Origin of the sequence: Mesorhizobium zhangyense (genome assembly GCF_011045115.1) — a bacterium.
GTDB lineage: Bacteria > Pseudomonadota > Alphaproteobacteria > Rhizobiales > Rhizobiaceae > Mesorhizobium_M > Mesorhizobium_M zhangyense.
In genome coordinates this window covers 277,273-294,895 of sequence record NZ_JAAKZG010000003.1, presented here as the reverse complement: position 1 = coordinate 294,895, position 17,623 = coordinate 277,273, and the positions used below count along the sequence as shown (strand labels likewise).

Below are 17,623 nucleotides of genomic sequence, written 5' to 3'. Positions count from 1 at the left end.
ATCATGAAATCGCATGCGCAGGTCGTGGTCATAGGTGGAGGCGTCGTTGGGTGCTCCGTGCTGTTTCATCTGGCGCGGCACGGCTGGACCGATGTCGTGCTTCTGGAGCGCGACGAGCTGACCTCCGGCTCGACATGGCATGCGGCCGGCGGCATGCACACGATCAATGGCGACCCGAACGTCGCCAAACTGCAGAAATACACGATCAGCCTCTACAAGGAGATCGAGGAGCTTTCCGGCCAGGCGACCGGCGTGCATGTCACCGGCGGCGTGCTTCTGGCCGCGACCGAGGCGCGCATGGACTGGCTGCGCGGCGTCGTCGCCAAGGGACGCTATCTCGGCCTCGATCTCGAGGAGATATCGGCGAAGGAGGCGGCGGAGCTTATGCCGCTGCTCGATCCGAAACAATTCGTCGGTGCGGTTCGCAATTCGGAGGACGGGCACCTCGATCCTTCCGGCGTCACCCATGCTTACGCCAAGGCGGCGCGCAAGCTTGGCGCCGAGGTCGAGCGCTTCACCAAGGTCGAGGACATCGTGCGTCGTGTGGACGGCCTGTGGCGCGTCATCACCAACAAGGGCGAGATCATCACCGAACATGTCGTCAATGCCGGCGGGTTGTGGGCGCGCGAAGTCGGCCGCATGGTCGGGCTGGAACTGCCGGTGCTCGCCATGGAGCACATGTACCTCATCACCGAGGACATGCCCGATGTGAAGGCGTGGAACGACAAGACCGGCACCGAGATCATCCACGCCGTCGATTTCGACGGCGAGCTCTACCTGCGCCAGGAGCGCGGCGGCATGCTCATGGGCACCTATGAGAAAGCCAACAAGCCGTGGTCCGAATTTTCCACGCCGTGGAACTTTGGCCACGAATTGCTGGAGCCGGACATCGATCGCATTGCGCCGTCGCTGGAGGTTGGGTTCCGCCATTTCCCGGCTTTCCAGAACACCGGCATCAAGCAGATCATCAACGGCCCCTTCACCTTCGCGCCGGACGGCAACCCGCTGGTCGGGCCGGTGCGTGGACTGCCAGGCTTCTGGTCGGCCTGCGGTGTCATGGCCGGGTTCAGCCAAGGCGGTGGCGTCGGGCTGGCGCTTGCGAACTGGATGATCCATGGCGATCCGGGCGCCGATATCTGGGCGATGGATATTTCGCGCTACGGCGACTGGGCCTCTATGCGCTACACCAATGCCAAGGTGCGCGAAAACTATTCGCGGCGGTTCTCCATCCGCTTTCCCAATGAGGAACTGCCGGCCGGCCGTGGGCTGAAGACGACGCCGATCTACGACCTGCTTTCGGCCAAGGGCGCGCAATGGGGCGTGGCCTATGGGCTGGAAGTGCCGCTGTGGTATGCGCCGGAAGGCGTCAAGGACGAGTTCTCATGGCGGCGCTCCAGCGATTTCGAGCATGTCGCGAATGAGGTGAAGACTGTTCGCGAGGGCGTCGGCCTGTCGGAGATTTCGAGCTTCGCCAAATATCGCCTGAAGGGGCAGGGCGCTGAAGCCTGGCTCGACCGGCTGCTCGCCTGCAAACTGCCGAAGCCCGGCCGCATGACGCTTGCCCCGATGCTGAAGGAAGACGGCAAGCTGATCGGCGACTTTTCGCTGGCCAATCTCGGCAATGGCGAATGGTTCGTCGCCGGCTCCGGCATCGCCGAGCAGTATCATATGCGTTGGTTCGAAAAGCATCTTCCGGCGGACGGCTCTATAAGCCTCGAGGCGGCCGGCCAGAAACTCACCGGACTTTCCATCGCCGGTCCGAAGGCGCGCGAGCTTTTGAGCAAGGTGACGCGCGCCGATGTTTCGGCGGATGCTTTCAAGTTCATGGATATCAGAACGCTCGATATCGGCATGGCGCCATGCCTGGTCGGGCGCGTCAGCTACACCGGCGATCTTGGCTACGAGATCTGGATCGAACCGGAATACCAGCGCCACGTTTTTCAGGTGCTGATGGATGCCGGTGAGGAGTTTTCGCTCGGCCTGTTCGGGTCTAGGGCGCTGAATGCGCTGCGGCTGGAAAAGAACTATGGCTCCTGGGCGCGCGAATACCGGCCGATCTATGGGCCGCTGGAAGCCGGCCTCGACCGTTTCGTAGCCTACGGCAAGGATGCGGATTTCATCGGCAAGGCGGCAGCAATTGCCGAGCGCAAGGAAGGCGGCAAGCTGCGCCTGCGCACCTTCGTGATGGACGCAACGGATGCCGACGTTATCGGCGACGAACCGATCTGGTTCAAGGATGAGGTGAGGGGCTGGGTAACTTCCGGCGGCTATGCGCATGGTGCGAAAGTTTCCATCGCCATGGGCTATGTGCCGAAGGAGATTGCCGAGGAGACGGACGGTTTTGAGATCGAACTGCTCGGCAAGCGGCATTCGGCGCGGATGCAGGCCGCACCGCTGTTCGATGCCAATCAGGGCCGGATGCGGGGGTAGTTTGCCGAGATGGATGGATGGCGGCGCAATTCACATTTGCGCGCGCTGGACAGATTCATCATGGAATCGGAGCAATAACGCCCTACATTTAGGCTGTGTGGTTCCAGACTTGATGAAGGCGACGGTCATGCGTTCGTATCCTGCGATAAAATCGGCGCTCGGCGTTCTCACGATAGCGATGGCGCTTGGCGCGGGCATTCCTGGTGCATCTGCCCAGACTGCTTCCGAACAGGCAGCCGCGCAGGCGAGGGCGGCCCAGATCAACATTCAGAATCAGGCTATCCAGCAGGGCATCCAGCAGCGCGAGATCTTCCAACTGCAGCAGCAGTTCAACCGCGAGCAGGATCGCCGGATCGTGCCGCAGCAGCAACCGCAGGTGCCCGTCATGAAGCCGGGGTGCCCGCCTATCGGGTCGGGGTCTTATTCCGGCTCATGCCGCTGAGTTGGCAACCGGCGTTTAGACGAACTCCGATTCCCAGTCTTGCCCACCATAAAACAAGCGCAAGATCGTCACTTGCTCGCTGGTAACAGTGAACGCAATCGTCATCCGCCGCTCGAAGCCGGTAATGCGTATACCGGGTCTTATATCGTCGCGTTTGCGGCCACGTTCCCCGGCAAGATCAAAGGCAAGGCACCACGATTCGATTCGTTCGATGTAGTCGAGTGCCACGATAGGACTGGTGGCAACGGCAACCCATTCGTAGATTTGAAAAAGATCGTGGCGCGCTTCGGGTGCGAAGATGACGTTTCGGCGCTTCACGCCCTGCCTTTCATCTTCGCTGCATGATGGGCGCGGATTTCATCGAAAACCGTTTTCGCTTCGATACCGCGCTGAGGATCTGTTTGCATGGCATCGTAAGCCTGTGCCACGTCTTCCCGCAGCCAGCGTTCTACAGCAGCGTCCCGTTCTTGCAGCGCTCTCAATCCGGCGCGTACGACCTCGCTTACCGAGGCATAGTCACCAGCCGCCACCTTGGCGTCTACAAAGGCGGCGTGCTCTGCCGGGAGGCTGATCGTGCGTTTTTCAATGCTGGACATGTGCTGTTCCTCTCAGCGCAGTGTAGCGTGAAGTATGAAAATATCATACCGGATAAAACATGACTAACTTGATCATATTTTTATCCTGCCAATTCAATTGCTTATCCAGAAAATTGACCAATTGATAAAAAAATAAAACGTGCTAGCCTCTCCTCAAAACCACAATAATGGGGAACTGGAATGGCCGAAGGTCAATTCAAGGAAGGCATAGCCGGAGGGCGTCTCGCGCCGGCGCAGTATGCCGAGAATTTTTCGGATCTGCATCCGCCGCTCGATCATCATGAGGCGCTGGTCGAATCCGATCGCTGCTATTTTTGCTACGATGCGCCGTGCATGCAGGCGTGCCCGACGTCGATCGATATCCCGATGTTCATTCGCCAGATATCGACCGGAAACCCGGTCGGTTCGGCCAAGACGATCTTCGACCAGAACATCCTTGGCGGCATGTGCGCCCGCGTCTGTCCGACCGAAACGTTGTGCGAAGAGGTCTGCGTGCGTGAGGTTGCAGAGGGCAAGCCGGTGCAGATCGGCCGGCTCCAGCGCTATGCCACCGACATCGCGATGGAACAGAACAAGCAGTTCTACGAGCGCGCGCTGCCGACCAACAAGAAGATCGCCGTGGTTGGTGCAGGCCCGTCCGGGCTTGCCGCCGCGCATCGCCTCGCTCGCCACGGCCATGAAGTGACCGTTCTTGAAGCCAAGCCGAAAGCCGGCGGTCTCAACGAATATGGTATTGCCGCCTATAAGAGCACCGACGATTTCGCGCAGGCCGAGGTCGATTACGTGACCGCCATCGGTGGCATCGCCATCGAGAATGGCAAGGCGCTCGGCCGCGACTATTCGCTGTCCGAACTCACCAAGAGCTACGACGCGGTGTTCCTTGGCCTCGGCCTCGGCGGCATCAACGCGTTGCGCGCCGAAGGCGAGGATGCGGCGGGCGTCGAGAACGCCGTCGAATTCATCGCAGATCTTCGCCAGTCCAGCGATCTCGGCAAGCTGCCGGTCGGACGGCGCGTCGTCGTCATCGGCGGCGGCATGACGGCCATCGATGCTGCCGTGCAGTCGAAGCTGCTCGGCGCGGAAGAGGTGACGATCTGCTACAGGCGCGGCCAGGAGCATATGAACGCTTCCGAGTTCGAGCAGGATCTCGCCACCGCCAACGGTGTTATCATCCGCCACTGGCTCCAGCCTAAACAGGTCATTGCCGAAAACGGCAAGGTCTCGGCCATCGAGCTCGAATACACCGCGCTGAAAGGTGATAAGCTTTCGGGCACCGGCGAGACGGTCCGGCTGGTTGCCGACCAGGTGTTCAAGGCGATCGGCCAGGCGTTCGAGCCGGCAGCGCTCAATGGCAGCGGCGCGTCGATCACCATGGAAGGCGGCAGGATCGTCGTCGATGCCGAGGGCCGTACTTCGCTTGCCAAGGTATGGGCCGGCGGCGACTGCATTCTGGGCGGCGACGATTTGACGGTTTCGGCGGTCGCGCAAGGGCGTGACGCGGCAGAGAGCATCCACCGGGCACTCACCTCTAACGGGAGGGCATGAGCATGGCAGATATCCGCAACAATTTCGTTGGCATCAAGTCGCCGAACCCGTTCTGGCTGGCGTCCGCGCCCCCGACCGACAAGGCCTACAACGTCATCCGCGCCTTTCAGGCCGGCTGGGGCGGCGTGGTCTGGAAGACGCTGGGCGAAGAAGGTCCGCCGGTCGTCAATGTCAACGGCCCGCGCTACGGCGCGATCTGGGGTGCCGACCGTCGGTTGCTGGGCCTCAACAACATCGAGCTGATTACCGATCGGCAGCTTCAGATCAATCTGCAGGAGATGAAGCAGGTCAAGCGCGACTGGCCCGACCGGGCGCTGATCGCCTCCATCATGGTGCCTTGCGAGGAGAATGCCTGGAAGGCGATCCTGCCGGTGGTCGAAGAGACGGGGGCTGACGGCATCGAGCTCAATTTCGGCTGCCCGCACGGCATGTCGGAGCGCGGCATGGGTGCCGCCGTCGGCCAGGTGCCGGAATATATCGAAATGGTCGTGCGCTGGTGCAAGCAGTACACGCGCATGCCGGTTATCACCAAGCTGACGCCCAACATCGCCGACATCCGCAAGCCGGCGCGCGCCGCGCATGCCGGCGGCACGGATGCCGTGTCGCTGATCAACACGATCAACTCGATCACAGCAGTCAATCTCGACACGTTCTCGCCCGAGCCTTCCATCGGCGGCAAGGGCAGCCATGGCGGCTATTGCGGCCCGGCGGTCAAGCCGATCGCACTTAACATGGTGGCCGAGATCGCGCGCGATCCCGAAACGCGTGGCCTGCCGATCTCTGGCATTGGTGGCATCACCACTTGGCGCGATGCGGCCGAGTTCATGGCGCTGGGTGCGGGTAATGTGCAGGTGTGCACGGCGGCGATGACTTATGGCTTCAAGATCGTCCAGGAGATGATCGAGGGGCTGAAGAACTGGATGGACGAGAAGGGCCATGCCTCGCTCGACGACGTCATCGGCCGCGCTACGCCCAATGTCACCGACTGGCAGTATCTCAACCTCAACTATGTCGCCAAGGCGCATATCGACCAGGATGCCTGCATCAAGTGCGGCCGGTGCCACATCGCCTGCGAGGACACCTCGCATCAGGCGATCACCAACATGGTCGATGGCGTGCGCCACTTCGAGGTGATCGAGGCTGAATGCGTCGGCTGCAATCTCTGCGTCAATGTCTGCCCGGTGGAGAACTGCATCACCATGGAGCCGCTGGCCGCAGGCGTAATGGACCAGCGGACGGGCCAGCCGGTCTCGCCGGTCTATGCAAACTGGACGCAGCATCCCAACAATCCGATGGCCAAGGTGGCGGCCGAGTAAAGCCGCATGCTGGAAACCGGACGGAAAGTACTTGCCGCACAACCCTTCAGCGCCTTGCTGGGAACCGAGCTTCTGGTTTTCGAGCAAGGCGCGGCGGAGCTCGCGCTGGATTTGAAGCCGGAGCACCTGCAGCAGAATGGCTTCGCCCATGGCGGCATACTGAGCTATCTGGCCGACAACGCGCTTACCTTCGCCGGCGGCTCCGTCCTTGGCATCAAGGTGCTGACGCTGGAGTTCAAGATAAACTACCTGCGCCCGGCCAAGGGCGCTCGGTTGATAGCCCGCGCCAGGGTGATCGGCAGCGGCGCGAACCAGGCGGTCTGCGCCTGCGATATCCTCGCCGTTGATGGTGGAACTGAAAAACTCTGCGCTGCTGCGCAGGGGACTATCTGGAAGATGGCGTAGCAAACCGCGCGGCATGTTTCGTGCTGCGGTTTTTTGTTTTCTTATTGTAGATAAAAAATATCCATGATATAAATTGTCCATAATCGGAGATGAACGATGAAGCTGGGTGATGGGGTCGAAGCGGCAATCCACTGCGCGAATATGCTGGCAGGCCTCGAAGAGGGGCGCACGCTGCCGGCGAGCGCATTGGCCGAGTATCACGGCGTGTCGCCGAGCTATCTGCTCAAGCATCTGAAGGAACTGGTGGCGGCGAGGGTTTTCGAATCCGTGTCCGGACCGCATGGCGGCTATCGTCTTGCGCGCACGCCCGACCGCATCAGCCTTCTCGATATCGTGCTGGCGGTCGAGGGCAGGGAGCCTGCATTCCGCTGCGCTGAAATCCGGCAGCGTGGCCCGGGCAAGCTGGAGCCGGCTGCCTACACCAAACCCTGCGGCATCAATGCCGCCATGTTGCGGGCCGAGCGGGCTTATCGCGCGGTTCTGGCCGAAACCAAACTTTCGGACATCATCGCCGGCTATCAGGCCGATGCCGATCCGCGCGCCATCACATTCGCCTGCGGGTATCTCGCCCGCAACCAGCGGCCACAGGCCTGAACCTCATCAATCACCCTAAGGAAAGGAAAAGACAATGAAACCACGTCTCGAATTCTTCAAAGCCGATCCGGAACTGCTGAAAGCCGTGCAAACCCTCAACGCAAAGGTTGATCAGTGCGGCCTCGAAAAGAGCCTGCTGCATCTGATCAAGCTTCGGGCATCGCAGATCAATGGCTGCTCATATTGCGTCGACATGCACACGCGCGAAGCACGCGCTGACGGCGAGAGCGAGCAGCGTGTCTATCTCGTCTCCGCCTGGCGGGAATCGCCGCTCTATTCCGACCGCGAACGCGCCGCCTTCGAATGGACGGAAACGCTGACGTGGCTCGCCGACAAGCCGGTGACGGACAGCCTCTATACGGAGATGCTGGAGCATTTCAGCGAGCAGGAACTCGTGAAGCTCTCTGTCGCTGTCGGCATGATCAATGTCTGGAACCGTCTGTGCGTACCCTTCCACGCCATTCATCCGGTAGAGAGAGCCAAGGCGGCCTGACCTTTCAATCAATTGCCAGAAGGGCGGCCGTCGGGCCGCCCTCGCAAGGAGATAATCATGTTCGAAGACACGCTTCCCGCACTCGCCTTTGCCGGCCGCCTTCTGCTCGGCGGTGCCTTTGTTTTCGCCGGCATCCGCAACATCGCAAACAGGCCTTTGCTGACGAGCATCATGACCGCGCGCGGTGTGCCGCAGGCTGGCTTGCTGCTATGGGCTGGCATCATCGTGCAGATTGTCGGCGGCGCTTTGCTGATCGCCGGTCTTTGGACGGCGCTGGCGGCGGCGGGGCTGATCGGGTTCCTGATCGTCGCCACCCTGATGTTCCACAATTTCTGGGACCATCAAGGTGCCGAGCGCGCCGCCCGCATCAATGGCGTCGTTGCCAATATCGCGCTGACAGGCGGTTTCATCCTTGCCATGGCGGCTTCGGCATAGGCCGTCGCCGGCTAAACGTCCTTGGTGTCGAAGAAAAACAGATCCGCGCCGCCATCGGCAAATTTGGGGATATCGCCGGCGGCCGCCTGTCCCTCGGGCGAACCAAGCGCGGTCTTTAAGGCTGCAAGCGAATCGAACTGAAGCGTAGCCACGAGATGATAGCCGGCAGGGCCACCGGGCGTCTCGACCGTGCCGGTGCTGACGTCATATTTGCGCAAGCCGGGTATCTTCTTGGCGAGCGGCACATGGGTGGCGAAATAATAGCGGTCGAAAGCGGCCGCATCCTTCGGTGTCTTGTACATTGCTATGAGCTTAGCCATCGACGTCTCCTCCGCTGAAAGCGAAGGCACGATGAACTATCGCCGGAATGTTGAGAACCCGGACCAAAGTCCCCTATTCGTGCATCCGATGGATCAGTCGCGCTTGGGCAGAAGGCCCTGAATAAACAGGTTTTCGAGGAAGCGCGCGGCGTCTTCGAAGCGGCCTTCGCCGCCGCGGTCGGAGCCTAGAACGGCGCGAACCTGCACATCGAAATCGGCATAATGCTGGGTCGTCGCCCAGATAGAGAAAATCAGGTGATAGGGGTCGGTCTTGGCGATCTTGCCGCTGCGCATCCAGCCGCGGATCACGGCGGCCTTCTCGTCCACCAGCGTTTTCAGCTCGCCTTCCAGAAGCGGCATGATGCGCGGCGCCCCCTGGATGATCTCGTTGGCGAAGAGCCGGCTTTCGCGCGGAAAGTCGCGCGCCATTTCCAGCTTGCGGCGGATATAGCTTCTGAGTTCCGTCATCGGGTCGCCGATGTCGTCCAGTTCGCGCAGCGGCGCCAGCCAGGTTTCCAGCAGGCGCTCCATCAGCGTTTCGTGGATGTCCTCCTTGCGGCGGAAATAGTAGAGCAGGTTCGGCTTCGACATGCCCGCAGCTTCCGCGATCTGGTCGATGGTCGAACCGCGAAAGCCGTTGACGGAAAACACCTCAAGTGCTGCTTCCAGAATGAGCTCGCGCTTCTCCTGCTGGATGCGGGTGCGACGCGGAGCGGTTGAGCCTTCCATGGTCATTGCGGCCTCTTCGCGAAGCCGGGAGAGTACCGGCTGTGGCCCAATCCGCTGGACCAGTTTCTCTCGTTGTGTGGAACGCGATTTTGCCCGCGCATCTGGGCTACTATTCCCTTGACCGCCCATCTGGCGGTGCTAACGTTTGTCCAATCGGTCAAAATTTGCGTAGCACAGAAGCGAAGCAAAGACCAAGCGTTGGCCGTATCGAAACAGGGGACACAAGGGAAAAGCTTGGTCATGTCGAATAGAAAAAATATCGCGCCGAACGATCTCAGCGCATTCTGGATGCCGTTCACCTCGAACCGGCAGTTCAAGCAGGCGCCGCGCATGATGGTCGCGGCCAAGGACATGCATTACACCGCAAGCGACGGCCGCAAGATCCTCGACGGCACCGCCGGCCTGTGGTGCGTGAATGCCGGCCACTGCCGTCCGAAAATCACCGAGGCGATCCAGAACCAGGCCGCTGTGCTCGACTATGCGCCGGCTTTCCAGATGGGCCATCCCATCGTGTTCGAGCTGGCGAACCGCCTGGTCGACATCGCGCCCAAGGGCATGGACCATGTGTTCTTCACCAATTCCGGTTCGGAATCGGTCGATACCGCGCTGAAGATCGCGCTCGCCTATCAGCGCGTGAAGGGCCAGGGCTCGCGCACCCGCCTCATCGGCCGCGAGCGCGGCTATCACGGCGTCAATTTCGGCGGCATTTCCGTCGGCGGCATCGTCACCAACCGCAAGATGTTCGGCACGCTTTTGACCGGCGTCGACCACATGCCGCACACCCATCTGCCGGAAAAGAACGCCTTCAGCCGCGGCGAGCCGGAACATGGCGCCGATATCGCCAGCGAACTGGAGCGGATCGTCGCGCTGCATGACGCTTCGACCATCGCTGCTGTCATCGTCGAGCCGGTTGCAGGTTCCACCGGCGTTCTCATTCCGCCGAAGGGCTATCTGCAGAAGCTGCGCGACATCTGCACCAAGCACGGCATCCTGTTGATCTTCGACGAGGTCATCACCGGTTTCGGTCGCCTCGGCACGCCGTTCGCGGCGGATTATTTCGGCGTCACGCCGGACATCATCACGACCGCCAAGGGCGTCTCCAACGGCGTCATCCCAATGGGCGCGGTGTTCGTCACGAAGGAAATCCACGACGCCTTCATGACCGGCCCGGAACACATGATCGAGTTTTTCCACGGCTACACCTATTCGGGAAATCCGATCGCCTCGGCAGCCGCTCTCGGCACGCTCGACACCTACAAGGAAGAGGGGCTGCTGACACGCGGTGCCGAACTTGCTCCCTACTGGGAAGACGCGCTGCACTCGCTCAAGGGCGAGCCGAACGTCATCGACATCCGCAACATCGGCCTGATCGGCGCGATCGAGCTTCAGCCGATTGCCGGCGAGCCGACCAAGCGCGCCTTTTCGGCCTTCGTGAAAGCCTTCGAGCGCGGCGCGCTGATCCGCACCACCGGCGACATCATCGCGCTGTCGCCGCCGCTGATCATCACCAAGGGCCAGATCGACGAACTGATCGATCATGTGCGTGAAGTGTTGAATCTGATCGACTAACACAGTAACGCCGGGATGCCGAAAGGCTTCCCGGCGTTTCATATTGCAAGAGTTTTTTAGAGTAGGACGAGCATGGCCGCCCCCGGCGAAAATTTGCGAATCAATTCAGATCGTTTGTGGGATTCGCTGATGGAGATGGCGAAGATCGGGCCCGGCATCGCCGGCGGCAACAATCGCCAGACGCTGACCGACTTCGATGGCGAGGGGCGTAACCTCTTCAAGAAGTGGTGCGACGAGGCCGGGCTCGAAATGGGCGTCGACCAGATGGGCACGATGTTTGCCCGCCGCGAAGGGACCGACCCGGACGCGCTGCCGGTCTATGTCGGCTCCCATCTCGATACGCAGCCGACCGGCGGCAAGTTTGACGGCGTGCTGGGCGTGCTCGGCGGGCTCGAGGTCATCCGCTCGCTCAACGATCTCGGTATCAAGACCAAACACCCGATCGTCGTCACCAACTGGACGAACGAGGAGGGCACCCGCTTTGCCCCGGCAATGCTCGCTTCCGGCGTCTTTGCCGGCGTCCACAAGCAGGACTGGGCCTACGACCGCAAGGACGCCGAGGGCAAGTTTTTCGGCGATGAGCTGGAGCGCATCGGCTGGAAAGGCGAGGAGAAGGTCGGCGCACGCAAGATGAAGGCGTTCTTCGAGCTTCACATCGAGCAGGGACCGATCCTGGAGGACGAGCTGATCGATATCGGCGTCGTCACTCATGGCCAGGGCCTGAAATGGCTGCAGGTGACGCTGACCGGCAGGGAGGCGCATACCGGCTCGACGCCGATGCCCAAGCGCCGCAATGCCGGGCTGGGCATGGCACGCGTGACGGAACTGGTGCACGAGATCGCCATGGACTACCAGCCAGACGCCGTCGGCGCGATCGGCCACATGGAAGTCTATCCGAACTCGCGCAACATCATCGCCGGCCGCACCGTCTTCACCATCGACATCCGCTCGCCTAACAAGGAAGTGCTGGACGAGATGGACGAGCGCATCCGCGACGGCATTTCGACCATCTGCGAGGCGCTCGATATTTCCTTCGAGATCGAGCAGGTCGGCCATTTCGACCCGGTGACTTTTGACGAAGGCTGCGTCAAGGCGATCCGCGATGCGGCCGTTCGCCTTGGCTACTCGCACCGCGACATCGTTTCTGGCGCCGGCCACGATGCCTGCTGGATCAATCGTGTCGCGCCGACGGCCATGGTCTTCTGCCCCTGCGTCGACGGGCTCAGCCACAACGAGGCCGAGGAAATCTTCCCGGAATGGGCCGCCGGCGGCTGCGACGTGCTGTTCCACGCGGTTGTCGAAACGGCGGTGATCGTGGAGTAACTACCTGCATTTTTTGACTGGCCCGACGCGCTCGACAGAAGCGCGCGGTCCAAAAAGGGGAACTGGGAGTATGATCGGAAAAATCGAGAATGGCGCGCCATGACCGGCTGCATCTTTGTGCAGGGCGGGATTTTGGCATGGGGGCCGCAACGCTACCGGGCGTTGGCGGACGGCAGTTGCCGTGTCTTGTCGACAGCAGGCCGGCCTGATTCAAACTGAATCAAGGTCGGCGATTATGTTGTTGTTTTCGCGAATCTTCCCCCTATCCGCCAGTGTCCCCATCGTCGGAAAACTGCTCTAATAGAGCGATGGAATTTTTGGAAAGAGCCAGCTTGCAGCCAGCACAACAAACTGTCGTCGAAGCCAGGAAACTCGGTCTCACCTTCCAGACCGGAGACGGCCCCGTGCAGGCGCTGTCCGATGTCGACCTGACCATCAAGAAGGGCGAATTCGTTTCCTTCATCGGCCCGTCCGGTTGCGGCAAGACGACGTTCCTGCGCGTTATCGCCGATCTGGAAAAGCCGACCTCCGGCACCATTTCCATCAATGGCATGACACCGGAGCAGGCACGGCAGGCGCGCGCCTATGGCTATGTCTTCCAGGCTGCCGCGCTCTATCCATGGCGCACCATCGAGCGCAACATCGCGCTGCCGCTGGAGATCATGGGCATTTCCGGGGTCGACCAGAAAGCGCGCATCAAGCGCACCATGGAACTGGTCAACCTGTCGGGCTTCGAAAAGAAATTTCCCTGGCAGCTGTCCGGCGGCATGCAGCAGCGCGCCTCGATCGCGCGTGCGCTGGCCTTCGATGCCGACCTTCTGCTGATGGACGAGCCCTTCGGCGCGCTTGACGAGATCGTGCGCGACCACCTCAACGAGCAGCTTCTCGAACTTTGGAAGCGCACCAACAAGACGATCTGCTTCGTCACCCATTCGATTCCGGAAGCGGTCTATCTCTCGACGCGCATCGTCGTCATGTCGCCGCGCCCCGGCCGTGTCACCGACGTCATCGAATCGACGCTGCCGCACGAGCGCCCGCTGGACATTCGCGAGTCACCGGAATTCCTGGCCATTGCCGCGCGGGTGCGGGACGGTCTGAGGGCGGGGCATAGTTATGACTGAGGCCGCTACAAACCTGGCGCATCCTCAGGCCGCCTCAGCAGGTCTCTTCTCCCGCATCGCTGCCGGCAGTGTGTTTCCGGTCGTCTCCATCCTCGCCGGGCTGGTCATCGTCTGGTATGTCTTCGCCGTCATCCTAAACGGGCCGTTCCAGCGCGATCTCGATCGGCGCGCTGGCGAGACGCCGGGCTTTGTCGAGTTCGTCGGCAAGACGTGGTCGCAGCCCAAGCCGACGCTGCCGGCGCCGCATCAGGTGGCGGCGAATTTCTTTGAAAACACCTTCCTGCGAAAAGTCACCAGCAACCGCAGCCTCGTCTACCATGCCTGGGTGACGCTTTCGTCGACGCTGCTGGGCTTTGCCTTTGGCACGGCGCTCGGCATTCTGATTGCTGTCGGCATCGTGCATTTCACCTCGCTCGACCGCAGCCTGATGCCGTGGATCATCGCCTCGCAGACCATTCCCATCCTGGCGATTGCGCCGATGGTGGTGGTCGTTTTTGCCGCGATTGGTATCACTGGCGTCATCCCCAAGGCGCTGATCTCGACCTATCTGTCGTTCTTCCCCGTCGCGGTCGGCATGGTGAAGGGCCTGCGCTCGCCCGAACTGATGCATCTCGACCTGATGCACACCTATAATGCCAGCGCCTCGCAGACGTTCTGGAAGCTGCGCGTGCCGGCCTCCGTGCCGTTTCTGTTTGCCTCGATGAAGGTTGCGGTGGCGGCAAGCCTCGTCGGCGCGATCGTTGCCGAACTGCCGACGGGTGCTGTTGCCGGCATCGGCGCAAAGCTGCTCTCCGGCTCCTATTACAGCCAGACCATCGACATATGGGCGGCCCTCGTCGCGGGCTCGGTCGTGGCGATCCTGCTGGTTACTGTCGTCGGCATCGTCGGCAACATCGTCGAGCGCTCCATGGGCGGGAGGCCGGCATGAGCGGGCTGAAGCTTTCATGGCAGGCGGGGCTGGCGCTGCTTTTCTGCGTGGCTGCGGCCATCATGCTGCCGCTGGCGGGTGCGGCTGCTCCCTATAGCGGCGGCACGACCGCGCTGATCTTTGTCCTTGTCGCCGGTGCCGCGTTGGCGTCTGCACTTCCCGTGCCGAACTTGATTTCCGCCGCCATTCTGTTCGTCGGCGCGCATGGCGCGGCCTGGCTGCTCATTGCCGGAATCACCGGCAATGAGGGGACGGCGCGAACCTCGTTCTTCCTGCTGATAATAGCGGGGTGGCTGCTGGCCTGGCGCTGCGTGACCGTGCTGTCGGTGCTACGCCCGGTGGATCGCTTGGCGAATACGCTGCTGCGCCTACTGATCCCCGTCATCTTCGGCGCGTGGATCCTGATCCTGTGGGAAGCGATCACGCGCGGCGCCGGCATTCCCTTCGTGCTCCTGCCGCCGCCCAGCGCTATCGGCGTGCGGCTTGCGAATTCCCTGCCAATCCTGTGGGCGGATGTGAACCAGACGATCTTCAAGTCGGTGGTCGCAGGCTACATCCTCGGCTGCGGCGCGGGCTTTGCCACGGCCATCCTTGCCGACCGCGTGCCGTTCCTGCGGCGCGGGCTGCTGCCCATCGGCAACATGGTCTCTGCTCTGCCGATCATCGGCGTGGCGCCCATTCTGGTGATGTGGTTCGGCTTCGACTGGCCTTCCAAGGCTGCCGTCGTCGTCGTCATGACCTTCTTCCCGATGCTGGTGAACACGGTCGCCGGCCTTGCCGCCTCCGGGCACATGGAGCGCGACCTGATGCGCACTTACGCCTCCAGCTACTGGCAGACACTGTTCAAGCTCAGGCTGCCGGCCGCTGCCCCGTTCATCTTCAACGCGCTGAAGATCAATTCCACGCTGGCGATGATCGGCGCCATCGTCGCGGAGTTCTTCGGCACCCCCGTCGTCGGTATGGGCTTCCGCATTTCGACGGAGGTCGGCCGCATGAATATCGATATGGTCTGGGCTGAAATCGCGGTTGCAGCACTTGCGGGTTCGGTCTTCTATGGCGCGATAGCCCTTGTCGAAAGGGCCGTTACGTTTTGGCATCCGTCTGTCCGTGGTGGGTAGGCGCACTTCAGAGGGTGAAAAAAATGAAAAAACTGATGGTTTCCATGCTGGCCGGCGCGATGTCGCTGGCGGCTGTCCAGGCTTGGGCGGCCGACAAGGTGACGTTGCAGCTCAAATGGGTGACGCAGTCGCAGTTTGCCGGCTACTACGTCGCCAAGGACAAGGGCTTTTATGAAGAGGAAGGCCTCGACGTCGACATCAAGCCGGGCGGTCCCGATATCGCGCCCGAGCAGGTGATCGCCGGCGGCGGCGCGGACGTGATCGTCGACTGGATGGGCGGTGCGCTGGCTGCCCGCGAAAAGGGCGTTCCGCTGGTCAACATCGCCCAGCCTTTCAAGAAGGCCGGCATGGAACTGGTCTGCCCGAAAGACGGCCCGATCAAGACCGAAGCCGACTTCAAGGGCCACACGCTCGGCGTCTGGTTCTTCGGCAACGAATATCCGTTCTACGCCTGGATGAACAAGCTCGGCCTGCCGACCGAAGGCGGCAAGGACGGCGTGACCGTTCTCAAGCAGAGCTTCGACGTGCAGCCGCTGATCCAGAAGCAGGCCGACTGCATCTCGGTCATGACATATAACGAATACTGGCAGCTGATCGATGCCGGCTTCAAGCCTGAGGACCTCACTGTCTTCAACTACACCGAGATGGGTAACGACCTTCTGGAAGACGGCCTCTATGCGCTTGGCGACAAGCTCAAGGACCCGGCCTTCGAGGAAAAGATGGTCAAGTTCGTGCGTGCCTCGATGAAGGGCTGGAAATACGCCACAGAGAACCCGGATGAGGCTGCCGGCATCGTCGTGGAAAACGGCGGCCAGGACGAGAACCACCAGAAGCGCATGATGGGCGAAGTCGCCAAGCTGATCGACAATGCCGACGGCAAGCTGATCCCGGCCGCTTACGAGCGCACGGCAGCCGCCCTGCTGGCACAGAAGATCATCACCAAGGAGCCTGAAGGCGCCTTCACGACGGTGATCACCGACAAGGCGATCAAGTAAAATCCGCTTTCCAAAGCGCAAGACAGTAAAGGGGCGGGCGACCGCCCCTTTTTGGTGTCATGACACCGCAACCGGGCCGTGAGACGATTGGTGCTCCTGCATTCTTGTTCGAGGACCAAGCCATGCGGATCGCAAGCTACAATGTCGAAAACCTGTTCGATCGCGCCAAGGCGATGAACCTCGACAGTTGGGAGGAGGGCCGTCCGGTTCTGGAGGCCTTCGCCGCGCTCAATGCGCTTCTGGGCGAAATCACCTACACGCCGGCGATGAAGACAAAGATGGTCGAGCTGATGATCAAGCTCGGCCTTGAAAAATCAGACACCGGCCCCTTCGTCATCCTGCGCCGCAACCGTGGCGGACTGCTGAAGAGGCCGACGGCCGGTGGCATCGAGATTCTGGCAGACGGCCGCGCCGACTGGGTCGGCTCGCTCGAACTGCGCGACGAGCCGGTGAACGAACATTCCATGCGCAACACCGCCCGCGTCATGATCGATGTCGAGGCCGATATCCTCGCGGTCGTGGAGGCCGAGAGCCGCCCGGTGCTTGCCGCCTTCAACGACACGATCCTGCCGGCGATCGGTGGCACCGCGTTCCGGCAGGTGATGGTCATCGACGGCAATGACGAGCGCGGCATCGATGTCGGGCTGGTGACCAAGCCGGATCATGTCATCGGCCTTATGCGCAGCCACGTCGATGATCTCGCGCCGAACGGCGAGCGGATCTTTTCGCGCGACTGCCCCGAATTCCACGTAACGCTGCCGTCCGGCAAGACGCTCATCGTCATGGTCAACCATTTCAAGAGCAAGGGGTTCGGCTCGCCTGCTACTTCCAACGCCAAGCGGCGTTCGCAGGCGGAGCGCGTCAAGGCGATCTATGAGGGGCTGGTGGCGGCAGGCAACGAGCTGGTCGTCGTGCTGGGCGACCTCAACGATACGCCGGGCAGCGCCCCGCTGAAGCCGCTGATCGATGGCACGAACCTGAGGGATGTCTTTACGCATCCGGGTTTTGACAATGGCGGCTTTCCCGGCACGTTCGGCCTGTGCAACGCCGGTAACAAGATCGACTATATCCTGCTGTCGCCGAAACTGTTCGAGAAGGTGGAAGTGGGAGGGGTGTTTCGGACGGGCATGTGGCCGGGCTCGCGGCCACGGCGATGGGATTGCTACGCTGAGCTAACCAAGCCGCATGATGCGGGATCGGATCATGCGGCGGTGTGGGTGGATATTGATGTTTGAAGTTTAGAGGGGATTTACTCGGTTGTTTT

19 protein-coding genes are annotated in these 17,623 nt (G+C 61.5%); 15 read left to right on the top strand and 4 right to left on the bottom strand.

Features of this window, described 5'->3' with window-relative positions:
• The first annotated feature begins 3 nt into the window (after positions 1–3).
• Together G6N74_RS08260 and G6N74_RS08255 are read left to right on the top strand one after the other, a co-directional pair.
• Entirely contained in the window at positions 4–2,430 is a 2,427-nt protein-coding gene (locus G6N74_RS08260) for a GcvT family protein (RefSeq protein ID WP_165116219.1), read from the top strand.
• Between the two features lie 127 nt (positions 2,431–2,557).
• On the top strand, positions 2,558–2,872 hold the full coding sequence (locus G6N74_RS08255; RefSeq protein ID WP_165116217.1) for a hypothetical protein: 315 nt from the start codon (positions 2,558–2,560) through the stop codon (positions 2,870–2,872).
• A gap of 15 nt (positions 2,873–2,887) precedes the next feature.
• Here G6N74_RS08255 and G6N74_RS08250 read toward each other — a convergent pair whose 3' ends face one another.
• Positions 2,888–3,190 carry a type II toxin-antitoxin system RelE/ParE family toxin gene (locus tag G6N74_RS08250; RefSeq protein ID WP_165116215.1) on the bottom strand — a complete coding sequence of 101 codons (303 nt, stop codon included), beginning with the start codon at positions 3,188–3,190 and terminating at the stop codon, positions 2,888–2,890.
• Positions 3,187–3,468, bottom strand: a complete 282-nt coding sequence (locus G6N74_RS08245; RefSeq protein ID WP_165116213.1) for a type II toxin-antitoxin system ParD family antitoxin — start codon at positions 3,466–3,468, stop codon at positions 3,187–3,189. Before G6N74_RS08245 ends, G6N74_RS08250 begins: the two co-directional genes overlap by 4 nt.
• 180 nt (positions 3,469–3,648) lie before the next feature.
• Here G6N74_RS08245 and G6N74_RS08240 point away from each other — a divergent pair, with 180 nt between their 5' ends.
• The 6 genes from G6N74_RS08240 to G6N74_RS08215 all read left to right on the top strand — a co-directional run bounded on the left by G6N74_RS08240 (position 3,649) and on the right by G6N74_RS08215 (position 8,256).
• The gene (locus G6N74_RS08240) at positions 3,649–5,013 is read left to right on the top strand and encodes an NAD(P)-dependent oxidoreductase (RefSeq protein ID WP_165116211.1); all 1,365 of its coding nucleotides are present in this window, start codon (positions 3,649–3,651) and stop codon (positions 5,011–5,013) included.
• Between the two features lie 2 nt (positions 5,014–5,015).
• Positions 5,016–6,329: an NAD-dependent dihydropyrimidine dehydrogenase subunit PreA gene (gene preA / locus G6N74_RS08235; RefSeq protein ID WP_165116210.1), complete on the top strand. Its 1,314-nt coding sequence runs from the start codon at positions 5,016–5,018 to the stop codon at positions 6,327–6,329.
• 6 nt (positions 6,330–6,335) lie between these two features.
• Positions 6,336–6,734: a PaaI family thioesterase gene (locus G6N74_RS08230; protein ID WP_165116208.1), complete on the top strand. Its 399-nt coding sequence runs from the start codon at positions 6,336–6,338 to the stop codon at positions 6,732–6,734.
• Between the two features lie 96 nt (positions 6,735–6,830).
• Positions 6,831–7,328: an RrF2 family transcriptional regulator gene (locus G6N74_RS08225; RefSeq protein WP_165116206.1), complete on the top strand. Its 498-nt coding sequence runs from the start codon at positions 6,831–6,833 to the stop codon at positions 7,326–7,328.
• A gap of 34 nt (positions 7,329–7,362) precedes the next feature.
• Positions 7,363–7,821 (top strand): carboxymuconolactone decarboxylase family protein, encoded by a 459-nt coding sequence (locus G6N74_RS08220; protein ID WP_165116204.1) that lies wholly within the window; start codon positions 7,363–7,365, stop codon positions 7,819–7,821.
• A 57-nt stretch (positions 7,822–7,878) separates the two neighbouring features.
• Complete coding sequence (locus G6N74_RS08215) at positions 7,879–8,256, top strand: DoxX family protein (protein ID WP_165116202.1); 378 nt, start codon at positions 7,879–7,881, stop codon at positions 8,254–8,256.
• 11 nt (positions 8,257–8,267) lie between these two features.
• On the opposite strand, the gene G6N74_RS08210 is transcribed toward G6N74_RS08215, so the two are convergent.
• Together G6N74_RS08210 and G6N74_RS08205 are read right to left on the bottom strand one after the other, a co-directional pair.
• Positions 8,268–8,576: an EthD family reductase gene (locus G6N74_RS08210; protein WP_165116200.1), complete on the bottom strand. Its 309-nt coding sequence runs from the start codon at positions 8,574–8,576 to the stop codon at positions 8,268–8,270.
• A 93-nt stretch (positions 8,577–8,669) separates the two neighbouring features.
• Entirely contained in the window at positions 8,670–9,305 is a 636-nt protein-coding gene (locus G6N74_RS08205) for a TetR family transcriptional regulator C-terminal domain-containing protein (RefSeq protein WP_165116793.1), read from the bottom strand.
• Between the two features lie 240 nt (positions 9,306–9,545).
• Here G6N74_RS08205 and aptA point away from each other — a divergent pair, with 240 nt between their 5' ends.
• From aptA to G6N74_RS08170, 7 genes are all read left to right on the top strand, one after another.
• Complete coding sequence (gene aptA, locus G6N74_RS08200) at positions 9,546–10,874, top strand: omega-aminotransferase AptA (RefSeq protein ID WP_165116198.1); 1,329 nt, start codon at positions 9,546–9,548, stop codon at positions 10,872–10,874.
• 72 nt (positions 10,875–10,946) lie between these two features.
• Positions 10,947–12,197, top strand: a complete 1,251-nt coding sequence (locus tag G6N74_RS08195; protein WP_165116196.1) for a Zn-dependent hydrolase — start codon at positions 10,947–10,949, stop codon at positions 12,195–12,197.
• 332 nt (positions 12,198–12,529) lie between these two features.
• Positions 12,530–13,318 (top strand): ABC transporter ATP-binding protein, encoded by a 789-nt coding sequence (locus G6N74_RS08190; protein WP_376767687.1) that lies wholly within the window; start codon positions 12,530–12,532, stop codon positions 13,316–13,318.
• Positions 13,311–14,246 carry an ABC transporter permease gene (locus G6N74_RS08185; RefSeq protein ID WP_165116192.1) on the top strand — a complete coding sequence of 312 codons (936 nt, stop codon included), beginning with the start codon at positions 13,311–13,313 and terminating at the stop codon, positions 14,244–14,246. Before G6N74_RS08190 ends, G6N74_RS08185 begins: the two co-directional genes overlap by 8 nt.
• Positions 14,243–15,364, top strand: a complete 1,122-nt coding sequence (locus G6N74_RS08180) for an ABC transporter permease (protein WP_165116190.1) — start codon at positions 14,243–14,245, stop codon at positions 15,362–15,364. The genes G6N74_RS08185 and G6N74_RS08180 overlap by 4 nt, the downstream gene beginning before the upstream one ends.
• 23 nt (positions 15,365–15,387) lie before the next feature.
• On the top strand, positions 15,388–16,359 hold the full coding sequence (locus G6N74_RS08175) for an ABC transporter substrate-binding protein (protein WP_091912899.1): 972 nt from the start codon (positions 15,388–15,390) through the stop codon (positions 16,357–16,359).
• 122 nt (positions 16,360–16,481) lie between these two features.
• Positions 16,482–17,594: an endonuclease/exonuclease/phosphatase family protein gene (locus G6N74_RS08170; protein ID WP_165116188.1), complete on the top strand. Its 1,113-nt coding sequence runs from the start codon at positions 16,482–16,484 to the stop codon at positions 17,592–17,594.
• Positions 17,595–17,623 lie beyond the last annotated feature (29 nt).